This window comes from Acidovorax sp. K2F (assembly GCF_025246485.1).
In the GTDB taxonomy this organism is placed as follows: domain Bacteria; phylum Pseudomonadota; class Gammaproteobacteria; order Burkholderiales; family Burkholderiaceae_C; genus Acidovorax; species Acidovorax delafieldii.
In genome coordinates this window covers 66590-87880 of record NZ_JAOBSQ010000013.1, presented here as the reverse complement: position 1 = coordinate 87880, position 21291 = coordinate 66590, and the positions used below count along the sequence as shown (strand labels likewise).

General features: G+C 66.5%; 18 protein-coding genes. 9 read left to right on the top strand and 9 right to left on the bottom strand.

What is annotated here, in order from left to right:
* Nucleotides 1–37 precede the first annotated feature (37 nt).
* On the bottom strand, nucleotides 38–1300 hold the full coding sequence (gene urtA, locus N4G42_RS05780; protein WP_056641426.1) for an urea ABC transporter substrate-binding protein: 1263 nt from the start codon (nucleotides 1298–1300) through the stop codon (nucleotides 38–40).
* 415 nt (nucleotides 1301–1715) lie between these two features.
* On the opposite strand from urtA, the gene N4G42_RS05775 reads away from it, so the two are divergent.
* Nucleotides 1716–2900 carry an MFS transporter gene (locus N4G42_RS05775; protein WP_260666488.1) on the top strand — a complete coding sequence of 395 codons (1185 nt, stop codon included), beginning with the start codon at nucleotides 1716–1718 and terminating at the stop codon, nucleotides 2898–2900.
* Here the strand turns inward: N4G42_RS05775 and N4G42_RS05770 are convergent.
* Together N4G42_RS05770 and N4G42_RS05765 are read right to left on the bottom strand one after the other, a co-directional pair.
* Complete coding sequence (locus N4G42_RS05770; protein WP_260666487.1) at nucleotides 2897–3235, bottom strand: darcynin family protein; 339 nt, start codon at nucleotides 3233–3235, stop codon at nucleotides 2897–2899. The two genes, N4G42_RS05775 and N4G42_RS05770, sit on opposite strands and share 4 nt — an antisense overlap.
* Nucleotides 3236–3289: 54 nt before the next feature.
* Nucleotides 3290–4066: an SDR family NAD(P)-dependent oxidoreductase gene (locus N4G42_RS05765; protein WP_260666486.1), complete on the bottom strand. Its 777-nt coding sequence runs from the start codon at nucleotides 4064–4066 to the stop codon at nucleotides 3290–3292.
* 125 nt (nucleotides 4067–4191) lie between these two features.
* Here N4G42_RS05765 and N4G42_RS05760 point away from each other — a divergent pair, with 125 nt between their 5' ends.
* From N4G42_RS05760 to N4G42_RS05750, 3 genes are all read left to right on the top strand, one after another.
* Entirely contained in the window at nucleotides 4192–4791 is a 600-nt protein-coding gene (locus N4G42_RS05760) for a Crp/Fnr family transcriptional regulator (RefSeq protein WP_260666484.1), read from the top strand.
* 120 nt (nucleotides 4792–4911) lie between these two features.
* Nucleotides 4912–7182 carry a xanthine dehydrogenase family protein molybdopterin-binding subunit gene (locus N4G42_RS05755; protein WP_260666483.1) on the top strand — a complete coding sequence of 757 codons (2271 nt, stop codon included), beginning with the start codon at nucleotides 4912–4914 and terminating at the stop codon, nucleotides 7180–7182.
* Between the two features lie 20 nt (nucleotides 7183–7202).
* Complete coding sequence (locus tag N4G42_RS05750) at nucleotides 7203–7664, top strand: (2Fe-2S)-binding protein (protein WP_260666482.1); 462 nt, start codon at nucleotides 7203–7205, stop codon at nucleotides 7662–7664.
* On the opposite strand, the gene N4G42_RS05745 is transcribed toward N4G42_RS05750, so the two are convergent.
* Together N4G42_RS05745 and N4G42_RS05740 are read right to left on the bottom strand one after the other, a co-directional pair.
* Entirely contained in the window at nucleotides 7655–8710 is a 1056-nt protein-coding gene (locus tag N4G42_RS05745) for a sensor domain-containing diguanylate cyclase (RefSeq protein WP_225580894.1), read from the bottom strand. The genes N4G42_RS05750 and N4G42_RS05745 overlap by 10 nt on opposite strands.
* A gap of 57 nt (nucleotides 8711–8767) precedes the next feature.
* Complete coding sequence (locus tag N4G42_RS05740; protein WP_260666480.1) at nucleotides 8768–9952, bottom strand: DUF917 domain-containing protein; 1185 nt, start codon at nucleotides 9950–9952, stop codon at nucleotides 8768–8770.
* 167 nt (nucleotides 9953–10119) lie between these two features.
* Here N4G42_RS05740 and N4G42_RS05735 point away from each other — a divergent pair, with 167 nt between their 5' ends.
* Entirely contained in the window at nucleotides 10120–10806 is a 687-nt protein-coding gene (locus N4G42_RS05735) for a DUF3334 family protein (RefSeq protein WP_056062049.1), read from the top strand.
* Between the two features lie 206 nt (nucleotides 10807–11012).
* Nucleotides 11013–11339 (top strand): hypothetical protein, encoded by a 327-nt coding sequence (locus N4G42_RS05730; protein WP_056060603.1) that lies wholly within the window; start codon nucleotides 11013–11015, stop codon nucleotides 11337–11339.
* A gap of 24 nt (nucleotides 11340–11363) precedes the next feature.
* Here N4G42_RS05730 and mgtA read toward each other — a convergent pair whose 3' ends face one another.
* From mgtA to N4G42_RS05710, 4 genes are all read right to left on the bottom strand, one after another.
* On the bottom strand, nucleotides 11364–14090 hold the full coding sequence (gene mgtA, locus N4G42_RS05725) for a magnesium-translocating P-type ATPase (RefSeq protein ID WP_260666479.1): 2727 nt from the start codon (nucleotides 14088–14090) through the stop codon (nucleotides 11364–11366).
* Between the two features lie 284 nt (nucleotides 14091–14374).
* Nucleotides 14375–14620, bottom strand: coding sequence for a hypothetical protein (locus tag N4G42_RS05720; protein WP_260666478.1), 246 nt, complete (start codon nucleotides 14618–14620; stop codon nucleotides 14375–14377).
* Between the two features lie 398 nt (nucleotides 14621–15018).
* Nucleotides 15019–16089 carry a response regulator gene (locus tag N4G42_RS05715; RefSeq protein ID WP_260666476.1) on the bottom strand — a complete coding sequence of 357 codons (1071 nt, stop codon included), beginning with the start codon at nucleotides 16087–16089 and terminating at the stop codon, nucleotides 15019–15021.
* Entirely contained in the window at nucleotides 16089–19715 is a 3627-nt protein-coding gene (locus tag N4G42_RS05710; RefSeq protein ID WP_409557798.1) for an ATP-binding protein, read from the bottom strand. Before N4G42_RS05710 ends, N4G42_RS05715 begins: the two co-directional genes overlap by 1 nt.
* A 225-nt stretch (nucleotides 19716–19940) precedes the next feature.
* Here N4G42_RS05710 and N4G42_RS05705 point away from each other — a divergent pair, with 225 nt between their 5' ends.
* The 3 genes from N4G42_RS05705 to N4G42_RS05695 all read left to right on the top strand — a co-directional run bounded on the left by N4G42_RS05705 (nucleotide 19941) and on the right by N4G42_RS05695 (nucleotide 21266).
* A complete protein-coding gene (locus N4G42_RS05705; protein ID WP_015012806.1) occupies nucleotides 19941–20243 on the top strand; it encodes an urease subunit gamma in 303 nt (100 codons plus the stop codon).
* A 41-nt stretch (nucleotides 20244–20284) separates the two neighbouring features.
* Nucleotides 20285–20899 carry a HupE/UreJ family protein gene (locus N4G42_RS05700; protein ID WP_260666475.1) on the top strand — a complete coding sequence of 205 codons (615 nt, stop codon included), beginning with the start codon at nucleotides 20285–20287 and terminating at the stop codon, nucleotides 20897–20899.
* 61 nt (nucleotides 20900–20960) lie between these two features.
* Nucleotides 20961–21266 carry an urease subunit beta gene (locus N4G42_RS05695; protein ID WP_056060586.1) on the top strand — a complete coding sequence of 102 codons (306 nt, stop codon included), beginning with the start codon at nucleotides 20961–20963 and terminating at the stop codon, nucleotides 21264–21266.
* Nucleotides 21267–21291: the final 25 nt, after the last annotated feature.

Below are 21291 nucleotides of genomic sequence, written 5' to 3'. Positions count from 1 at the left end.
CACAGGCGCCCTCCCCTCTTGGGCACACTGCAGGTGCTTACTTCTTTTCAGGTTCGTCTTTTTTCTTGTCGTTGCCTTCGATGTAAGGAGACCATGGCTTGGCCTTCACGGGGCCGGGGGTCTTCCACACCACGTTGAACTGGCCGTCGGCCTTGATCTCGCCGATGAACACGCTCTTGTGCAGGTGGTGGTTCTTCTCGTCCATCTTGGAAACGATGCCCGACGGTGCCTTGAAGGTCTGGCCGGCCATGGCGGCAATCACTTTGTCCACATCGGTGCTCTTGGCCTTTTCAACCGCTTGCTTCCACATGTTGATGCCGATGTAGGTGGCTTCCATCGGGTCGTTGGTGAGCGGCTTGTCCTTGTGGCCGGCAATGCCCTTGGCCTTGGCGTAGTCGCTCCACTTCTTGATGAACTCGGTGTTGGCCGGGCTCTTGATGGACTGGAAGTAGTTCCAGGCAGCCAGGTGGCCCACCAGCGGCTTGGTGTCCACACCGCGCAGCTCTTCCTCGCCCACCGAGAAGGCGACCACGGGCACGTCCTTGGCCTTCAGGCCGGCGTTGCCCAGTTCCTTGTAGAAGGGCACGTTGGAGTCACCGTTGATGGTGGAGACCACGGCCGTCTTGCCGCCCTGGCTGAACTTCTTGATGTCGGCCACGATGGTCTGGTAGTCAGAGTGGCCGAAGGGGGTGTACTTCTCGTCGATGTCGCTGTCCTTCACGCCCTTGCTCTTGAGGTAGGCGCGCAGGATCTTGTTGGTGGTGCGGGGGTAGACGTAGTCGGTGCCCAGCAGCACCCAGCGCTTGGCGCTGCCGCCGTCCTTGCTCATCAGGTAGTCCACCGCAGGGATGGCCTGCTGGTTGGGCGCGGCGCCGGTGTAGAACACGTTCTTGGACAGCTCTTCACCTTCGTACTGCACGGGGTAGAACAGCAGGCCGTTCATTTCTTCCACGACCGGCAACACCGACTTGCGCGACACCGAGGTCCAGCAGCCGAAGATGACCGAGACCTTGTCCTGGCCCAGCAGCTGCTTGGTCTTTTCGGCGAACAGGGGCCAGTTGGAGGCTGGGTCCACCACCACGGGTTCGAGCTTCTTGCCCAGCACGCCGCCCTTGGCGTTGATCTCGTCGATCGCCATGAGCACGGTGTCTTTCAGCACGGTCTCAGAGATGGCCATGGTGCCCGACAGGCTGTGCAGGATGCCGACCTTGATCGTGTCCTGGGCGTGGGCTGGCAGCGCAGACAGGCCAGCGAGCGTAGCGACGGCCGCGAGGGCCTTGAGGGAATAACGACGTTGCATGTGTGCTTCTCCGGTGGTGGTTTCAATCAGGAAATCAATCAAACCGCTTCGCCCGGTGGGCCCCGGTGTGGAGCCCCTGTGGATCGGGCGATGGAATGGATTCTGGAGAGCGGGGCCGGTTGGCGAAATACGCCGGGTGGCGTACACGCCCCGCTGCGAGCCCGCATCACACGGGGGCCGTTGCGAGGCGACTCACCACCCCCGATGCACGCCACAGGCGCACAAGGGCAAGGATGGCATTCACTATGAAAACAATAGCTGCTACGGCATATATCACTAGCGCTACCAGCCCATTTCATGCAAAAACCTTGGCCTGCAAAGGTTGTGGGGCCTCCGTAGAATCCAAGGGTTTTCCCTAGTCTTGCGCGCCTGACCCCATCGGCCCTGGTGCTGCCCTTTTGTCCCTCTGCGCTCCATGAACCTCCCCCTGCTGGCCCTGGCCATTGCCGCTTTTGGAATTGGCACCACCGAATTCGTGATCCTGGGGCTGCTGCCCGAAGTGGCAGGTGACCTGTCCGTCTCCATCCCCGCCGCCGGCATGCTGGTGTCGGCCTACGCACTGGGCGTTGCTGTGGGTGGACCGCTGCTGGCGGTGGCCACCGCGCGCTGGCCGCGCAAGACCACGCTGACCTGGCTGATGGTGCTGTTCATCGTGGGCAATGTGGGTTGCGCGCTGGCCCCCAGCTATGCGTGGCTGATGGTGGCGCGCGTGGTCACCTCGTTCTGCCACGCCGCGTTTTTTGGCATTGGCGCCGTAGTGGCCGCCAGCGTGGTGGAGCCCCACAAGCGCGCCCAGGCCATGGCGCTGATGTTCACCGGGCTCACGCTCGCCAACGTGCTGGGCGTGCCGCTGGGCACGCTGCTGGGCCAGCACCTGGGCTGGCGCTCCACCTTCTGGGCGGTGGTGGTGATTGGGGTGCTGGCCGTGGCCGCCGTGGTGCGCTGGGTGCCACACCTGCGCCACCAGATCAGCGGCAGCGCGCTGGGCGAGTTCCGCGTGCTGCGCATTCGCCAGGTGTGGCTGGCGCTGGCGGTGAGCGTGCTCGCATCCACCAGCATGTTCACGCTGTTCACCTACATCACGCCCATCCTGCGCGACGTGACCGGTGTCTCGCCCCAGAACGTGAGCGGCGTGCTGCTGCTGTGCGGCGTGGGCCTGACCATTGGCAACCTGCTGGGCGGCCGCCTGGCAGACTGGAAGCTGCTGCCCTCGCTGATGGGCATCTTCGCCGTGCTGGCGGGGGTGCTGGCAGCGTTTTCGTTCACCAGCGTGTGGCTGTGGCCTGCCGTCGTCACCGTGGTGGTGTGGGGCATGGTGTCGTTCGCGGCGGGCACGCCGCTGCAGGCGCGGGTGGTGTCGCAGGCGGGCGATGCGCCCAGCCTGGCGTCCACGCTCAACATCGGCGCATTCAACCTCGGCAATGCCATTGGTGCCTGGCTGGGGGGCGCAGTCATCACGGCCGGGTGGTCGCTGCAGACCATTCCGCTGGTGGCGGCCGCCGTCACGCTGAGTGCGCTGGCGCTCACGGCCTACATTGCCTGGCTGGACCGGCAGCCCACGCACAAGGCTCCGGCGCTGGCCGACTGCAAGGCGGCCTAAGCCGTTTCGGCGCGCTCGAACGCCACATAGCCGTCTTCGATGGCAGGCAGGATCTGCAGCACTTCGAAATACGGCACGGTAAGCAGGGGGGAATCGCGCAGCCGCTCCATGAAGTCGTAGTGCTTGAGCGGGTCATCGGTTTCCACCAGCATCAGGTCGCTGCAGGGCGCTGCGAAGGCCTCGGCATCGAAGTGGCGCAGGCGCAGGGCTCCCTGGTAGCGGGGCAGCAGGGCATGCAGGTGCGCCTCACCCAACTCACGCCTTTGCTCACGGGGCAAACGCAGCCACTCGGGCAGTGCACGCAGGTGGATGAAGAAGGCATAACGGGTGGCCATGGGGTGATCTCCTGGGGTCGATGAGAAAACAGGTGTTGAGCCGGCAGGCTTGGATCAAGCAGTGCGCAGCAGGCGGGCCAGCAGCCCGGGCGCCCAGCGCTGCAGGTGCCAGGCCGCGCGCGCCTTGCCGATGCGGATGTCGGTGTGCCCCGCCATCAGGCCGCGGACCAGTGCCTGTGCAGCGACATCGGAAGGGATCTTGCCGCGCCCTCGGCCCCGGGTCATGGGCGTGTCCACCAGGGGCATCACAGCGTGAACCACCCGCACTGGGCTGCCTTGCATCTGCACCCGCAGCGCCTGGGTGAAGAGGTCCAGCCCGGCCTTGGTGGCGCTGTAAACCGCCGCCGTGCGCTTGGGGCAAGAGCCCAGCACCGACCCGACATTGACCACCCATGCGCGCTGCTGGGCCTGCAAATGGGGCAGCAACGCACGCGTCAGCGCCATCGGCGCCAGCAGGTTGATCTCGACCTCCGCGCGCATGTCCTGTGCCCTGTAGCCGGCATCGTCCACCCGCAGGTCATCCTGGATGCCTGCGTTGTTCACCAGCGCGCCAATATCGGGATAGCGCAGGAGCCACTGCGCCGCCAGGCCATCCATCTCTTCAATGCGGGACAGGTCGGCCACCCAGGGCTCGATCAGTCCATGGGCGTCTGCCAGCGCCTGCAGCGGCTCGGGCTGCCGTGCCACGGCCAGCACGGGCACGCCGCACCGTGCCAGCTCCAGGGCCAGCGCCCGGCCAATGCCCGAGCTCGCGCCAGTGACGATGGTGCGTGGCAAGGGGCCTGCGGGCGCGGCCCGGCGTGCGGTGGTGGGGGTGCGAGCGTGTGACATGGGCCGCACTCTAGGCATGGCGCCGTCCGTCGTCATCAACCCAGGTTAATTGGCGAACGAAGGAGGCTCTCACCCTCAGGCGCGGCGGAAACTTCGCCACGCTGCCACGCGGCATACTGCGCGCCATGGCCCCCATCCCGCACCCCGCCTTCTGGTCGCTCCTCACACAGGCGGCGGGCACGCAGGCCCTGCCCGACTGGGCCACGGCAGAGCGCGCCATCACCACGCACGCGGTACAGGCAGGCGGCACGGTTTTTCTGCAGGGGGTGCAGCACCCTTATGTTTACGCTGTTCAAGCAGGCTTGTTCAAGCTGAGCTACCTGCAGGATGACGGCACGGAATGGATCAAGTCGTTTGCCGAAGAAGGACGTTTTTTTGCCAGCGTGTCCGCCCTGCAGCCGGGCGGCCGCACGGCCTTCATGGTGACGGCCATCGAGCCCGCCACCCTGGAGCGCATCGACCACGGCGTGCTGCTAGCGCTGGCCGAACGCCACCTGCCCTGGGCAAAGGCGCTGTACCAGCTGACCCTGGTGTACGCCGCACGCAAGGAGGCGCGTGAGCGCGAACTGCTCACCCTCACCCCCGAGGGCCGCTACCGCGCCTTCCTGGCATCACACCCCAACCTGGCGCTGCGCATCCCGCAAAAAGACCTGGCCCGCCACCTGGGATTGACGCCCGTCGGGCTCAACCGCATTGCCATGCGCGTGCGGCGCAGCGTCACATAGCCGACATTCGCCGGCAGCGCAGCGCTGCGCAGTGGCGCTAGGATGGCCCCCTGCCCTTGCCACCCGGTGATTGCCATCGAAGGCGCCGGCGTGCACTTTCTTAACCGCTCAGGACAACCCATGGTGAAACGACGCACAGTGCTTCTCGGTGGCGCCGCAACAGCCGGCGCGCTGGTCATCGGCTGGGGCGTGGTGCCCCCACGCCAGCGGCTGCACACCGCGCAGCCCCTGCCCCAGGGCACAGGCCAGGTGGCTCTGAATGGCTGGCTCAAGGTAGCCGCCGACAACACAGTGACGGTGATGATGGCCAAGTCCGAAATGGGCCAGGGCGCGCACACTGGGCTGGCCGCCATCCTGGCGGAAGAGCTGGACGCCGACTGGGCCCAGGTGCGGCTGGAGATGGCGCCCATCGACGACATCTACAACAACCTGGCCACGGTGGTGGACGGCCTGCCGTTCCACCCCGACAACGACGGCTCCATCAAGGCCGTGGCGGGCTGGCTGACCGCCAAGACCATGCGCGAAGTGGGCGTGATGATGACGGGCGGCTCCAGCAGCATGAAGGACCTGTGGCGCCCCATGCGCGAGGCCGGTGCCCACGCCCGCGCCATGCTCATCAACGCAGCGGCCGTGCAATGGAAGGTGCAGGCCGCCGAATGCAAGGCCAACGCTGGCGTGGTGGAACATGCGGCAGGCCAGCGCGCCACGTTTGGCGAGCTGGCCGCACTGGCGGCGCAGCAGCCGCCACCGGGCAAGGTGCCCCTCAAGGCGCCTGCTGAATTCAAGCTGATCGGCAAGCCGCTCACCCGCATCGAGGCGCCCTCCAAGCTCGATGGCAGTGCGGTGTTTGGCATCGATGCCCACCCGCCCGGCCTGCTGTACGCCAGCGTGGTGATGTGCCCCACGCGGGGCGGCAAAGTGGCCCAGTTCGATGGCGCAGCCGCGCAAAAAATGCCCGGCGTGAAGCAGGTGCTGGCGGTAGCGCCGTACCACGGCGGCACTGGCGGCGTGGCCGTGATTGCCGACACGCCCTGGCACGCCAAAAAGGCCGCCGCCGCAGTCACCGTGCAGTGGGACCACGGCCCCGCCGCCGCGCTGTCGAGCGCCGCCGTCATGACCCAGCTGACCCAGGCGCTGGACCAGGCCCAGGGCTTTGGCTACCACAGCGTGGGCGATGTGGACCAGGCCCTGCAAGGCGCTGCAACCACCCTCACTGCCGACTACCGCGCGCCTTACCTGGCCCACGCCACCATGGAGCCCATCAACTGCACCGTGCAGTTCAAGGATGGCGCGGCCAGCGTGTGGACATCCACCCAGGTACCGGGCCTGGCGCGCATGGCGGCCGCCAAGGCCCTGGGCATCGACGACACCAAGGTGACCGTGCACCAGCTGCTGCTGGGCGGTGGCTTTGGCCGGCGGCTGGAGGTGGACTATGTGGCCCAGGCCGCCGCCATTGCCAAGGCCGCGGGCGGCGCGCCGGTGCAGACGCTGTGGTCCCGCGAGCAGGACCTGCAGCACGACTTCTACCGCCCCGCCTGCGTGGCCCGGCTCAAGGCCGGGCTGGACGCACAGGGCCAGCTGGTGGCCTGGCACAACGTGTCGGCAGGCCAGGCCATCGTGCCGCAGGTGCTGGCCCGCACCTTTGGCCTGCCGGGCGCCGGGCCGGACAAGACCGCGTCAGAAGGCGCGTTCGACCAACCCTACGAGTGGCCCCACGCACGCATTGCCCACGAGATCATCGACCTGCCGCTGCCCGTGGGCTTCTGGCGCTCGGTGGGGCATTCGCACCAGGCGTTCTTCAAAGAGAGTTTTGTGGACGAAGCGGCCCACGCCGCCAAGAAGGACCCGGTGGCGTTCCGCGCCGCGCTGCTGCAAAAACACCCGCGCCACCTGAAGGTGCTGCAAAAGGCGGCCGAGCTGTCGGGCTGGGGCCTGCCCTTGCCGCCCGATGCGTCGGGCGTGCAACGGGCGCGCGGCGTGGCGCTGCACCAGTCGTTCGGCTCCATCGTCGCGCAGGTGGCCGAGGTGTCGGTGGGTGCCGACAAGGCCATCCGCGTGCACCGCGTGGTGTGCGTGATCGACTGCGGTGCGGCCATCAACCCCAACCTCATTGCCCAGCAGATGGAAAGCGCCGTGGTCTATGGCCTCACCGCTGCGCTGTGGGGCGAAGTGACGATCAAGGATGGCCAGGTGCAGCAGAGCAACCTGCACGACTACCCCCTGCTGCGCATGGCCGACTGCCCCCGCGTGGAGACCCACATCATCGCCAGCGCCGAGCCCCCCGAGGGCGTGGGCGAGCCCGGCGTGCCGCCCATTGCACCCGCCGTGGCCAGTGCCTTGTTTGCCCTCACCGGCCAGCGCCTGCGCGCGCTGCCACTCAAGCTCAGCTGACCCGACGCACCGGAGCCCCCATGACCACGACCCTGAACCTCAACGGCCAACCCATCGCGGTCAACGCCGAACCCGACACGCCCCTGCTGTGGGTGCTGCGCGGCGAGCTGCAGATGAACGGCACCAAGTTTGGCTGCGGCATGGCGCTGTGTGGCGCCTGCACGGTGCACCTGAACGGCGAGCCGGTGCGCGCCTGCATCACGCCCCTGTCGGCCGTGGGCAGCGCCCAGGTCACCACCATCGAGGGCCTGCAGGGCCCCGAAGCCTCTGCACTGCGCACCGCATGGACCGCAGTGGATGTGGCGCAGTGCGGCTACTGCCAGAGCGGGCAGCTGATGTCGGCCTGTGCCCTGCTGAAGAAAACGCCGCAGCCTACCGATGCCGACATCGACTCCGCCATGTCGGGCAATGCCTGCCGCTGCGGCACCTACCCGCGCATCCGGGCGGCGATCCACCAGGCTGCGCGCGGGCCTCAGGGCTGAGAGATCCCCCCTCCCAGGTCGAGCGAAACCTGCTCGACCACGCCCCCTTTTTCGGGCGGCATGTCGGCGCAGTACACGGCATTGCGCCCTGTGCCCTTGGCTTGGTAGAGGGCCTGGTCGGCACGGTTCACCAGCTCTTCAAAATTCATCCCCGAGCCCTTGTACAGGGTGGCTACGCCAATGCTCACGGTGACGGCCACCTCCTGCCCTTCGTCGCCCACGCACACCAGCAAGGACTCGACCTCGCGGCGCAGCGACTCTGCCACTTGCAACGCGCTCGCGCTGTCGGTCTCGGGCAGCACGATGACAAACTCCTCACCCCCAAACCGCGCGACGATGTCCACACCGCTGCGCTTGTGCCCAGCACACACCTGGGCCACTGCGCAGATCACGCGGTCGCCCGCCAGGTGGCCGTACAGGTCGTTGACGGTCTTGAACAGGTCGATGTCTGCCACCAGCACGGACATCGGGTGCCCAAAACGCTCCGTGCGCTTGTATTCCTTGGCGCCCAGCTCCATCAGCGTGCGGCGGTTGGACAGGCCCGTGAGCGAGTCGTTGGCGGCCAGCCGCTCCAGCGTGGCATTGAGCTGCTGCAGCAGGCGGTTCTGCTCGGTGAGCTGCTGGTTGATCTGGGCGATCTCGGTCTCGCGGCACTTGCGGTCGTGGATGTTGAACGTGACGCCGATCAAGCGCTTGCCGGGCGTCTCGCTGTGGCCGTCCATGATGCGGCCATAGTTGGCAAACCAGATCCACTCGCCACTCTTGGAGCGCAGCCGGAACTCACACCGGTACTGCGGCGTGACGCCCGTCAGGTGGTCGGCCACGGCCTTGCGCACGGTGTCGATGTCGTCGGGGTGGAACAGGCCGTAGATGTCCTGCACGCCCGAGACGATTTCATCCTCGGAGAACCCCAGCTCTTCAAACGTCTTGGTCGCCTTGCGCGTGACGTTGCCGGTGATGAGGTCGTTCTCCCACAGGTCGAGCCCGGCGGCCTCCAGAGCCAGCTCCAGCCGCTCCTTGTTCAGGTCCGCCTCACCCATGGCCATGACCACCTTTTTTCACAGCGTTCCGTTTCTCTCGTGCGTCGGTGCGGGCTTCAGGGTTCAGCCGGGCGGCATGCCACCCGCGTAACCGATATTGCGCAGCAGCGCGGCAAACGATGCCACGACGCCAGGGGTGTTGTAGAGCTGGGGCGCAGTCTGCACCGCAATCACGCTCACCTGGTTGCCGGTGCTGCGGCCCGTTGTAGGGTCGAAATACTGGGCCAGGTCGTCGCTGGCGTTGGAGAACCCACGACCCGTGCTCTCGGAGTAGTAGCAGATCGAGTCGGGCGCAATGATGTCGGGGGTGGTGCTGGCCGCCGAATACATGATCAGGTTCTCGTTGAGGTTGTAGAGGTAATGTGTCTCGGTGCTCTGGGCCGGGTCGGATGCATTGTCCAGCCGGATGATGCCCGAGTCTAGCGACGCGCTGGACGTAGACTGGCTGACCGAGGTGATGAAAAAGTTGGTGACCACGGCGCGCGCGGCACGGCCGGTGAGGTTCTGGATGCCCGCCGCCACGGCCTGGGTGCTGAGCGGCGTGACCGCCTGCAAGAGCTGCAGGCCCAGCTGGCGTGCCTGCTCCAGCGTGCCCGGAATGTAGCTGTCCGACAACGCGAACTGGTTGCCTGCGTTGGAGGGCCACATCGCAATGCCCGAGTACCCGCCAAAACCGCCCACCACCCCGCCCGCCAGCGACTCGATGCCCGACGCTGTGGCGGAGCCCAGCACCGCGTACTCCGCCGCCACGAGCGTGGACGCATCGCTGGCCAGCACGGCCGGACTGGGCGCTGGCCCAGAAGGGGCGGTGAAGGTGGTCTGGGGCAGCTCAGGCACGGCACGGCCTGCGCCATCGCCGTTCACCACCCAGATGCTGCCGCCCGACATGGCCGCGCCAATCAGCGGCACCAGCGAATTGATGGGCCCGATCTCCACCGGGATGAAGGCGCCTGGCTGCATGCCGGTGTACGCCTGCATCACGGCCACGGTGTTGCTGATGGAGTTCTGCACCGCCGTGAGGGTGAGGTTGTCGGCCGCGTCGGGCGAACCCATGATGGCCAGCACACAGGCATTGGTGGCGCCGTCGTAGTCCTGCACCTGCACCGTGCCCGTGTAGCCCTGGTCTGCCAGCTGCTGCACGATGGCGCATGCGTCTTGGTAACTGCCACCACCGCCGCTGGCCAGCACGGCCGCCCCGGTGGCGATCGCCTGGAAATCGGTCAGGCCATAGAAATAGACATTGCCCATCGGGCCCCCCTCTCTTATTTGGATGAAAAGCACGATATCCGAGCCCCGTCGAAAGTCAATGACCGGGATACCACGGGGGGATCGGCACCACGGCAGGGCCTGCACTCTGGTTTACGGCGGCATCATCGCCTATGCTGTGCACCAAGTTGTTTTCCGCTACCCCCACCATGAGCACCCCCGAAAAATCCCCCGTTTACGGCACCGAAGACCTTTTGATAAGCCTGTGCAACTCCGTCACCCGCGTGCTGGGCGTGGCTACACACAGCCAGATCCACTATTCCGGCATGGTGCAGCGCATCAGCAAGACCTGCCTGAAACCCGACATTGGCTGCTTTGTGCTGTTTGACGGCGGCTTCTCGGGGCTGGTGATCATCAATTTCTCAGGCCAGGCGGCGATGGAGCTGTACGCCAACTACCTGCTGAACATGGGCATGTCCAAGGATGACCTGGTCAGTTCGTACACCTCCGACGAGGTCAGCAACGTGATGGGCGAGCTGATGAACCAGGTGGTGGGCGACTTCACCGGCAAGGTGCGGCGCGAGTTGCAGACCCACATCACGCAGAACCAGCCCAAGATGCTGGTGCTGAACAAGCAGGTGCAGCTGTCGGTGGACGCCAACCTCGACAAGCCCGAGGCCCGGCGCGTGACCTTCTACACCAGCAACAACAACATCTTCTACCTGGAACTCGCCATCGACCGCACCGAGTTCATCAAGCTCTACGACTTTGAAGCCCAGGAAGCTCCCGACCCGGACGCGCTGATGGCCCAGTCGCAAGAAGCACCGCCCGTGCCCGCCCCACCGCCAGCCGGCCAGGACGACACGGATGCGCTGCTCAAGTCGCTGGGGATGTAGAAACACTACAAAAAAGATAGCTGCCAGCGCATGAAACACTAGCGCTTGCAGCCACTTTTTCTCAAATATGCGCCCGAAGTGCCTGCGGCGCCCCTCCGGGCGGCCCAGCGGGCCTGTCCTACACCCGCCGTCACGATGCACTGACCGCTCCGCCAGGTCACGGGTCTAAGCTGAAAAGCTCACCTGTTGATCGGAAAGGAGTCCCCATGCCACGTGCCGCCTGGAGCGCCAAACGCGAGCGCCAGTACGAACACATCAAGGACAGCCTGCTGGAGCGCGGAGAGAGCGAAAGCACCGCCGAAGAGATTGCCGCGCGCACAGTGAACAAGGAACGCGCGCAACACGGCGAAGCCCGCACGGCCAACCCCAAGACCCTGAAAGCCACGCCCGCACCCGTACGCGGCGGCAAAAACTCGCACCGCGGCCCGCAGGGCCGCACGCGCGAGCAGCTGTACGAGGACGCCAAGCGAGAGAACATCCGGGGTCGCTCCCGGATGAACAAGCAGCAACTGGAGCAGGCGCTGGCGCGCTGACCCTGGCCCGCGCTTTGCGTCCGCTCACTGCCAGCCGTAGCGCCGCACGTACCAGCGCTTCATCACGGTCGTCAGCAGCACGTAGCCCGCCAGAATGCCCACCAGCCACGGAAAGTAAGCCAGCGGCAGCGCCTGCAGCTTGAAGTGCCCGGCCAGCGGCCCCATGGGGATGAAGATGCCCACCGCCATGATGAGCACCGTGGCCGCAAGCAGCGGCACCGACGCCACGCTTTGCACAAATGGCAGCTTGGGGGTGCGGATCATGTGCACGATCAGCGTCTGCGTGAGCAGCCCCACCACAAACCAGCCCGACTGGAACAGGGTCTGTGCGCCCTCGTTGTTGGCACCAAACACGTGCCACATGACGGCGAAGGTGGTGATGTCGAACACCGAGCTGATGGGCCCGAAGAACACCATGAAGCGGCCGATGTCGCCAGGGTTCCACTTCAGCGGGTTGCGGATGAGCTCCTCGTCCACGTTGTCGAACGGGATGGCGATCTGCGACAGGTCATACAGCAGGTTCTGCACCAAGAGGTGCAGCGGCAGCATGGGCAAAAAAGGCAGGAACGCACTGGCAACCAGCACCGAGAACACGTTGCCGAAGTTGGAGCTGGCCGTCATGCGGATGTACTTGAGCATGTTGCTGAAGGTCTTGCGGCCCTCCATCACGCCCTCTTCCAGCACCATCAGGCTTTTCTCCAGCAGGATGATGTCGGCCGCCTCCTTGGCAATGTCCACCGCGCTGTCCACGCTGATGCCGATGTCGGCCGCACGCAGCGCCGGGGCGTCGTTGATGCCGTCGCCCATGAAGCCCACCACATGGCCGCCCGCGCGCAGCGCGCGCACCAGCCGCTCCTTGTGCAGTGGCGAGAGCTTGGCAAACACGTTGTGGGTGTCGGCTGCGCGCGCCAAGGTGGCGTCGTCCATGGCGTCCACGTCCTTTCCTAGCAACACGCCCTGCACCGCCAAACCCACCTCGCGGCAGACCTTGAGCGTCACCAGCTCGTTGTCGCCGGTCAGCACCTTCACGGCCACACCGTGCGCGGCCAGCGCCTTGAGCGCAGGGGCGGTGGATTCCTTCGGTGGGTCCAGAAACGCCACGTAGCCGATCAGCGTGAGGCCCGATTCATCGGCCACGCTGTACACCGTCTGGTGGGGCGGCGTCTCCTTCATGGCCACGGCGACCACGCGCAGGCCCTCGTTGTTCAGACCGCGCGTCACCTCCAGCACCCGCGCGCGCAGGGTGGCGTCCAGCGGCAGGTCTTGCGCGCCGGTGTCTTCCACCACGCGGACCTGGGTGCACACGTCCAGCATCTCCTCCACCGCACCCTTGCAGATCAGCTCGTGGTGGTCGTTGCGCTCGCTGACGATGACCGACATGCGCCGGCGCACAAAGTCGAAAGGCACCTCATCGACCTTGCGGTAGTCCTGCGCCAGGCGCAGGTCGGTCTGCAGCTCCACATGCTCCAGCACGGCGTGGTCCAGCAGGTTCTTCAGGCCGCTCTGGTAGTGGCTGTTGAGGTAGGCAAAGGCCAGCACCTCGTCACTGTTGTGGCCGAACACGTCGGTGTGGCGCTCCAGAAAGATCTTGTCCTGCGTGAGCGTGCCGGTCTTGTCGGTGCACAGCACGTCCATGGCACCAAAGTTCTGGATCGCGTCCAGCCGCTTGACCACCACCTTCTTGCGCGACAGCAGCACGGCGCCCTTGGCCAGCGTGCTGGTCACGATCATGGGCAGCATCTCGGGCGTGAGGCCCACGGCCACCGACAGCGCAAACAGAAACGCCTCCAGCCAGTCGCCCTTGGTAAAGCCGTTGACCACCAGCACGATGGGCACCATGACCAGCGCAAAGCGGATCAGCAGCCAGCTCACGCTGTTGACGCCTGCCTGGAACGCGGTGGGCGTGCGGTCGGTGGCCGTGACGCGGGTGGCCAACGTGCCAAAGTAGGTATGGTTGCCCGTGGCCACCACCAGCGCCGTGGCCGAGCCCGAGACCACGTTGGTGCCCATGAACAGCAGGTTGGTGGCGTCCAGCGCACTCGTGCCGGGCTGGCTGCGCTCGGCAAATTTTTCGACCGGCAGCGATTCACCCGTCATGGCCGACTGGCTCACGAACAGGTCCTTGGCCGTGAGCACGCGGCAGTCCGACGGGATCATGTCGCCCGCCGACAGCACGATGTGGTCGCCCGGCACCAGCTGGTGGATGGGCAGTTCGCGCGGCGTGGCTGCGGCCTCCGCGCCGCTGCGGCGCAGCACCGTGGCGGTGTTGGTGACCAGCGACTTGAGGCGCTCGGCCGCCCGGTTGGAGCGGCCCTCCTGCACAAACCGCAGCAGCGTGGAGAGCACCACCATGGCCAAAATCACGACGGTGGCCTCGTGGTCTTCGGTGAGGTACGAGATCAGTGCCAGCACCGTGAGCAGCACGTTGAACGGGTTCTTGTAGCAGTGCCACAGGTGCAGCCAGGCGGGCAGCGGCTTTTCGTGCTCCACCTCGTTGGGGCCGTGCTGGGCCAGGGCGGCGGCGGCCTGGGCGTCACTCAGACCCGCAGGGTCGGACTGCAGGCGCTCGATCAGTGGGGGCAGGTCATCGCTGGCGGCGCGCTGCAGCTCGCGGCTGAGCAGGTCGGGCGAGGTGGCGGGGGTGGGCGCGCGGCCCAGGGTCAGCGTGTCCAGGATCAGCCGCCGCGCAAAGTGGCGCGTCACATGGCGGGTGTGCAGAAAGCGGTCGAACAGGTGGTGCAGGAAGCTCATGGCGGTCTCCCTAGCAGCAAGCGCTGACGGCGTTGCGCGTCACGGGCAGTGGTGCCGTGTGCGCAGAAATGTTGATGAAACGGAACATGGTGAGTCACTCCTTCTGGCCGGCAACGGCCAGAGGCGTGAGGCTCACGCCGTCACGCGAGCCATCGCCCCGGGCCCTGGGCCTGGTATGCAAAGTTCAATGGGGATGTGGTGTGGGGCGGCGCTTCGGAGCGCCTGCGCGGGTCTGGGTCCATGGGGCCTCCTGGGTAGTGGTTGCAATACCGGCTTGGGCCGGCTTAAAGCGGCCGCGCCCGGCGGCGCGATGCCCGCGCAGGCGGCTGGCCATGCAGGTAGCAGCGAATGCGGTGCGTGGGCCACAACGTGGTGCCGTCAAGTTCGGCCACGGCTTGCAGGCTGTCAGCGGCCCCATGGGCAGGGCCCTGTGCGCCTGAAGGCAGCAATGCAGCATGCTCGGCGCGTTCAGCGCCAGGCGCCACCGCACGCTGGAAAAGGCTGGGCAGATCCACAACAAAAAAACGCATGGCCGTTGTCCTTGGCAGGCAGGGCGGAGCACGCAGACGCAGATGGGCGCCAGGGGGCACCATCACAGCAGGCGGGACATGCCCCAGCCAAAGGGGCGCGGCCCGTGCAGACGGCACAGATGCAGCAAAGCGGCAAGACGGTAAAGCCACCCACACCGCCATGGCCAACGGGGGCGCACGGGGTACAACAGGGGCTGGGAGAGACGGGGCCGGAGCTTGCACAAGGCAATCCACGGCCCGGGAGCGGGCGTCAGGAGGCCTGGCAGGCAGCAGCCGTCACGGCTTGCTGGGGTTCACTGCAACAACTGGCACTTTCCACGCTGGGGCTCCGGAAATGAAGGTGCGCGATTATTGCGCTGCAACATGACGAGGTCAATGCGTTTTTTTGGCCCCGACGGTCACCCTTCAAACTGGGGATGCAACTGCCGGATGCGGTTCATAGCCATGGCCGCTGCTGCGGTGCGTGTTTCCACCCCCAGCTTGGCAAACACACGCTCCAGGTGCTTTTTGACGGTGGCAGGGCTGGCGCCCAGGATGTCGCCGATGTCGCGGTTGATCTTTCCCTTGACCACCCAGTACAGCACCTCGGCCTCGCGCGCGGTGAGCTTGAAGGACAGGCTCATGGATTCGATGATCTTGGCATCCGACACCTCGCGCATCACGATGAGCCAGTCGCCGCCGCCGGCGCTGTCGCCAGCCTGCTGGTGCAGGCGGAAGGTCAGCCTGCGGGCACCCTGCTCCACCGCAAGGCGCGGGGGCTCGGCCAGCGAAGCGGCCAGCAGCTCGGCCGCGTTGTCGGCCAGCACATGGCGACGCAGCCAGGCCTGCACCGGCTCGGGCGCCCATTGGCCGAAGGCGGTGGGCGCGCCGTCCGGGCCCACTTCACCAAAGTAACTTTGCAGCAGCTCGCGCGCCAGCGGGGTCTGCCACACGATGCGTCCGTCCACCGCACGCACGGTGATGCTGGCGTAGCCAAACGCATCGAGCGCGTTGCGCGCCTCGCGGGCCTGGCGCGCGTCCTGCCGGGCCTTTCGGGCAGAGCCCAGGTGCACCCCCATGCGCGCCATCACCTCGCGCGGCTTGATGGGCTTGGTGACGTAGTCCACGCCACCCGCCTCCAGCGCGGCCACCAGGTGTTCAGTCTCGGTGAGACCGGTCATGAAGATGATGGGAATGTGTGCCGTGGCGGGCGATGCCTTCAAGCGCCGGGCCACTTCAAAGCCGTCCATGCCGGGCATCATCGCGTCCAGCAACACGATGTCGGGCAGGGCCTGCGCAGCGCGCTGCAGGGCGGCCTCGCCATGCGTGGCCACCAGCACGGTGTAGCCCGACTCATCCAGCGCGTCGTGCAAGACGGCCAGGTTGTCCGGCACGTCGTCCACGATCAGCACCACATCGCTGTCGGTGCGGTCCAGCGCGGCACCCGGCGCGGCAGGGGCCTGAAAGGAAGGTGGGTTGGCGGTGGTCATCACGAGGGTGCCTGTTCCAGGATCTGGCCCATGGCATCGAATTGGAACTGCTTGGCCAGCTGCCGCATGGTGTCCACAAAAGCGCTGTGTGCGGGCTGGCTGCGTTCAATGTCGTCCAGGGTGTTGAGAATGCCCCGGTAGTAGCCCAAAGACACTGCCTGCGCCAAAGCCGCCAGCGCAGTGGTATCGGGGTATGTGAGGGGTGCGGGCGCCGCAGAGGCTGCCGTGGGCGCTGGCCCCGTGAAGGCCTCGGCAGCCTCGTCGTATTGCCATTGCAGGCCCAGGCGGCGCTCCAGCCAGTCCAGCAGCTCGCTGTGGCGCACAGGTTTGACGATGAAGTCTTCGGGCCGGATGTCCACGTCGTTGTCGAGCGCCTTGTCGAAGGCATTGGCGGAGACGATGGCACATTGCACGTCCGGTAACCGCATCTGCCGCACACGTCGCAAAGTCTCCCAGCCGTCGATGCCCGGCATGGCCAAGTCCATGAAGATGGCGTGCGGCCGGTAGCCGGTGGCCAGCAGGTCCAGCGCATCGTGGCCGCTGGCCGCCTGGCGCAGCTCAAAGCCCAGGGGTTCCAGCAGTTGCAGCAGCAGTTCGCGGTCGGGCTCCTCGTTGTCCACCACCAGGATGCGGCGGCGCTCGCCTGCATACCCCCTGCGGGCGCGCTGGGCTTGCACCGCTACGGGCGCCGCCGCCTTGCCCAGCACATCCCCATGCACCTCGGGCAGGAACAGCTTGACGTGGAACACCGAGCCTACGCCCGGCGTGCTGCTCACCGTCAGCTCGCCGCCCATGAGCGCGGTGAGCATCTTGGCAATGGTCAGGCCCAGGCCTGCGCCCGGCGCGGCCGTGGTGCTGCCGCCGCCCGAGCCGCCGCGTGCAAAGGGCTCGAAGATGCGCTCGATCTCCTCGGCCGTGAGGCCCGGCCCCGTGTCCTGCACCTCGATGCGTGCCATCTCGCGCGCATGGCGCACGCGCAGCGTGACAGTGCCGTGCGCCGTGAACTTGACGGCGTTGCCCAGCAGGTTGATGAGGATCTGGCGCAGCCGCTTGTCATCGGCACGCACCACTTCCGGAATCACGCCTTGCACATCAAACGTGAACGCCAGGCCCTTGGCGGCAGCTTGCAGTTCGAACAGGCTGGCCATCTCGTGCAGCCCGTCCGCAAAGCGCATGGGCGCCACCTCGAGCGTGAGCTTGCCCGACTCGATGCGCGCGATGTCGAGCGTGCCTTCGATGAGCGACAACAAATGCTCGCCGCCGCGCCGGATCACATGCACCGCCTGCTTGCGGTGCGGTGGCACGCCCGCGTCTTCGCCCATGAGCTGGGCATAGCCCAGGATGCTGTTGAGCGGCGTGCGGATCTCGTGGCTGATGGCGCTGATGTAGCGGCTCTTGGCCTGGTTGGCCTGGTCGGCCGCGCGCTGGGCCGCTTCGGCCACCTGGCGCGCCTGCTCGGCCACGCTGCGCGCGGTCTGCAGCGCCTCGTCGGTCTGGCGGTGCAGCTCGATCTCGCGCACCAGCAGGCCGGTCTGGCGATTGGATTCCTCCTGCGCCACCTGGCGGCTTTTGTGCGCCAGCACCAGCCACCAGGCCACGATGCCCGAAATGACCAGCAGTGCAAGATAGGCCTTGAGCAGGCCCGAGCGCAGCGCCACTTCGGGTGCCGCCATCACCTCGGTGTCAGTGGCCGCCTGGGCGATGGTGTTGAGCTCCTGGTGGTACAGCAGCCCCATCACCGAGGCCAGCAGCGGCGCGATCACCAGCATCAGCAGCAGGAAGTGACCCAAGCCCGTGTCCAGGTAGCGCCACATGGCGCGCGGCAGCACCCAGCGCAGCGCGGCCGACCATTGCACCGCCATGCTCGCGTGGGGTTTGCACAGGTCGCCGCAGCGCGCATCGAGCGTGCAGCACAGCGAGCAGATAGCCCCCCGGTAAGCAGGGCACTGGGCCATGTCCGGGGCTTCGTACTCGCGCTCGCAGATCACGCAGCGCTGCACGGTGTAGCGCACGTAGCTGCCCAGGTCAGCACCTTGTTTGCCGCTGACCGGACCGTGCATGGGCACCGCCACCACATCGGTCACCGCAGTGGGATCGGGCTGGCGCGCAATGTAGTAGCGCCCTCCAGTGGCCCAGGCAATGAGCGGTGCGGTGACAAAGGCCACCGCCATCGCAATCACCGCCGAGAACGCCTGCGGCAGCGGTCCGAACAGGCCCAGGTGCGCGCTGATGGACAGGATGGACGCGAGCGCCATCGAGCCCACGCCCACTGGATTGATGTCGTACAGGTGGGCGCGCTTGAACTCGATGCCCTTGGGCGACAGGCCCAGCGGCTTGTTGATGACGAGGTCGGCCACCACCGACATGATCCAGGCGATGGCGATGTTGGAGTACAGCCCCAGCACCTCGCCCATGGCGCGGAACACGTTCATCTCCATCAGCATGAAGGCGATCAGCGTGTTGAACACCACCCACACCACGCGCCCCGGGTGGCTGTGGGTAAGGCGCGAGAAGAAGTTCGACCACGCCAGCGAGCCTGCGTAGGCGTTGGTCACATTGATCTTGAGCTGCGAGACCACCACAAACAACGCCGTGGCCGCCACCGCCCAGCCGTAGTGGGGGAACACATATTCATACGCGGCCAGGTACATCTGGTTGGGGTCCACCGCACGCTCGGCGGGCACCATGTGGGTGAGCGCCAGGTAGGCCAGCAGAGCGCCGCCCAGCATCTTGAGCACGCCCAGCACCACCCAGCCCGGCCCGCCCACCAGCACGCCCAGCCACCAGCGGCCGCGCGTGGCGGGTGTGCTGGCGGGCATGAAGCGCAGGTAGTCGGCCTGCTCCCCCATCTGGGTAATGAGCGCAATACCGACCGTGAGCGCCGCACCAAACAAGGGCAACTGAAATGTGGCGCCCCGCATTGATTCACCACCATAGTGCACGATGCCGGAAAATGCACCAGGATCGCGCACGATCACATACACAAACGGCACCACCAGCATCACCAGCCACAGCGGCTGTGTCCACACCTGCAGGCGGCTGATGGCCGACACGCCATGCGTGACCAGCGGAATCACCACAATGGCGCAGATGAGGTAGCCCCAGGTGGGCGGGATGTCGAGTGCCAGCTCCAGCGCATAGGCCATCACGGCCGCCTCCAGCGCGAAGAAGATGAAAGTGAAGCTGGCGTAGATCAGCGAGGTGAGCGTGGAGCCGATGTAGCCAAAGCCCGCGCCGCGCGTGAGCAGGTCCATGTCCACCCCATAGCGCGCCGCATACACGCTGATGGGCAGCCCCGCCAGGAAGATGATGAGCCCCGTGGCCACGATGGCCCAGAACGCGTTGATGAAGCCGTACTGCACCAGCAGCGTGGCGCCCACGGCCTCCAGGATCAGGAACGAGGCCGCACCAAACGCGGTGTTGGCCACCCGCCATTCGGACCATTTGCGAAAGCGCTGGGGGGTGTAGCGCAGCGCGTAGTCCTCCATGGTCTCGGTGGCCACCCAGCTGTTGTAGTCGCGCCGGACCTTCACGACCTGCTGCGGCGCCTGCGCGTCGGCATCCGGCCCTGGCATGGGAGCCGAGGTGGCGTCAGGCGGGGCAAGGGAGGCGGTGGAGGGGAGCATGGGCAAAGGGCGGCGGCGGCCCTTGTAAGTGCAGTTTCCATGCCACGGGTCGGCTTCACTTCCAGTGCACCTTCGCCCTCTGGCGTATGGCGGGCACGGGGCTTGCTGCCTATGATGAATCCGCTGCCCTTCGGACCGCATGGCCATCGATGACGATTGCCCCGTATGTCCGGCCAGGACAACCCGCCACACGAGCCCACCCCTCCTTACATTGAGCAGAACGACATGGAACTGACCCCTCGTGAGAAAGACAAGCTGCTGATCTTCACTGCCGCCCTGCTGGCCGAGCGCCGCAAGGCCCGGGGGCTGAAGCTCAACTACCCCGAGGCCGTCGCCCTGATCAGTGCCGCCGTGATGGAAGGCGCGCGCGACGGCAAGACCGTGGCGCAGCTCATGAGTGAAGGCCGCACCGTGCTGACCCGCGCGGACGTGATGGAAGGCATCCCCGAGATGATTCCGGACATCCAGGTGGAGGCCACCTTCCCCGACGGCACCAAGCTCGTCACCGTCCATCAGCCGATCGTCTGACCCCTCCCCAACACTTCCCACCTTCTCTCTGTGGAGCCCCCATGCGCATCACACTCTCACACCGTCACACAGCCGCTCTTCTTTTCATAGCAGCCAGTGCAATCAGTTCTAGCGCCATCGCCCATACCGGCGCTGAATCCCACATCCACAACAGTTTTCTGAGCGGCTTGGCCCACCCCTTGTTCGGCCTGGACCACCTGGCCGCCATGGTGGCCGTGGGCCTGTGGAGCGCCCTGTCCGCGCGCCGTGCTGGACGCGAACTGCTGTGGGGCCCTGTGGGCTTTGCGGCCATGTTGCTGGCGGGCGCAGTGCTGGGCCTGCAGGGCGTGGCACTGCCTGCGGTGGAGCCGATGATTGCCGCGTCGCTGCTGGCCACGGGCCTGCTCGTCGTGTCGCGCCTGCCCGTGCCTGGCCTCGTGGCCGCGCTGGGCGTGGGGGTGTTTGCCGTCTTTCACGGCGTGGCCCACGGCGTCGAGCTGGCGGGCAGCCACAGCGCCTGGCAAACCCTGGCGGGCATGCTGACGGCCACCGTGCTGCTGCATGGCGCGGGGCTGGCGGCAGGCTGGGCACTGCGCCACCGCACCGTGTGGCTCAGCCGCGCTGCAGGCGCTGCCGTGGCACTGATGGGTGGCGCCCTGCTGGCCCAGATGGCCTGACAGGTCTGACTGGCGTCATGCATACCGACACCACAGCAGCTCCTCCCTCAAGGACCCGACCATGATCCCTGGCGAACTTTTTACCGAACCCGGCGAGCACGCGCTCAACACCGGCCGCCGTACGCTGACCGTGGTGGTGCGCAACACCGGCGACCGGCCCATCCAGGTGGGCTCGCACTACCACTTTGCCGAGACCAACAACGCCCTGGGCTTTGACCGTGCGGCTGCACGCGGCATGCGGCTCAACATCGCATCCGGCACCGCCGTGCGCTTTGAACCCGGCCAGGAGCGCACCGTGGAGCTGGTGGACTACGCAGGCGAGCGCCGCGTGTTCGGCTTTCAGGGCCTGACCCAGGGTCCGCTGTAGCAAATTCAAGCCCAATTGGCCGATA

What these genes read in the sequence shown, in the direction of transcription:
- urtA (WP_056641426.1), bottom strand. Translation starts at nt 1,300, where the DNA reads ATGCAACGTCGTTATTCCCTCAAGGCCCTCGCGGCCGTCGCTACGCTC.
- N4G42_RS05775 (WP_260666488.1), top strand. Translation starts at nt 1,716, where the DNA reads ATGAACCTCCCCCTGCTGGCCCTGGCCATTGCCGCTTTTGGAATTGGC.
- N4G42_RS05770 (WP_260666487.1), bottom strand. Translation starts at nt 3,235, where the DNA reads ATGGCCACCCGTTATGCCTTCTTCATCCACCTGCGTGCACTGCCCGAG.
- N4G42_RS05765 (WP_260666486.1), bottom strand. Translation starts at nt 4,066, where the DNA reads ATGTCACACGCTCGCACCCCCACCACCGCACGCCGGGCCGCGCCCGCA.
- N4G42_RS05760 (WP_260666484.1), top strand. Translation starts at nt 4,192, where the DNA reads ATGGCCCCCATCCCGCACCCCGCCTTCTGGTCGCTCCTCACACAGGCG.
- N4G42_RS05755 (WP_260666483.1), top strand. Translation starts at nt 4,912, where the DNA reads ATGGTGAAACGACGCACAGTGCTTCTCGGTGGCGCCGCAACAGCCGGC.
- N4G42_RS05750 (WP_260666482.1), top strand. Translation starts at nt 7,203, where the DNA reads ATGACCACGACCCTGAACCTCAACGGCCAACCCATCGCGGTCAACGCC.
- N4G42_RS05745 (WP_225580894.1), bottom strand. Translation starts at nt 8,710, where the DNA reads ATGGCCATGGGTGAGGCGGACCTGAACAAGGAGCGGCTGGAGCTGGCT.
- N4G42_RS05740 (WP_260666480.1), bottom strand. Translation starts at nt 9,952, where the DNA reads ATGGGCAATGTCTATTTCTATGGCCTGACCGATTTCCAGGCGATCGCC.
- N4G42_RS05735 (WP_056062049.1), top strand. Translation starts at nt 10,120, where the DNA reads ATGAGCACCCCCGAAAAATCCCCCGTTTACGGCACCGAAGACCTTTTG.
- N4G42_RS05730 (WP_056060603.1), top strand. Translation starts at nt 11,013, where the DNA reads ATGCCACGTGCCGCCTGGAGCGCCAAACGCGAGCGCCAGTACGAACAC.
- mgtA (WP_260666479.1), bottom strand. Translation starts at nt 14,090, where the DNA reads ATGAGCTTCCTGCACCACCTGTTCGACCGCTTTCTGCACACCCGCCAT.
- N4G42_RS05720 (WP_260666478.1), bottom strand. Translation starts at nt 14,620, where the DNA reads ATGCGTTTTTTTGTTGTGGATCTGCCCAGCCTTTTCCAGCGTGCGGTG.
- N4G42_RS05715 (WP_260666476.1), bottom strand. Translation starts at nt 16,089, where the DNA reads ATGACCACCGCCAACCCACCTTCCTTTCAGGCCCCTGCCGCGCCGGGT.
- N4G42_RS05710 (WP_409557798.1), bottom strand. Translation starts at nt 19,715, where the DNA reads ATGCTCCCCTCCACCGCCTCCCTTGCCCCGCCTGACGCCACCTCGGCT.
- N4G42_RS05705 (WP_015012806.1), top strand. Translation starts at nt 19,941, where the DNA reads ATGGAACTGACCCCTCGTGAGAAAGACAAGCTGCTGATCTTCACTGCC.
- N4G42_RS05700 (WP_260666475.1), top strand. Translation starts at nt 20,285, where the DNA reads ATGCGCATCACACTCTCACACCGTCACACAGCCGCTCTTCTTTTCATA.
- N4G42_RS05695 (WP_056060586.1), top strand. Translation starts at nt 20,961, where the DNA reads ATGATCCCTGGCGAACTTTTTACCGAACCCGGCGAGCACGCGCTCAAC.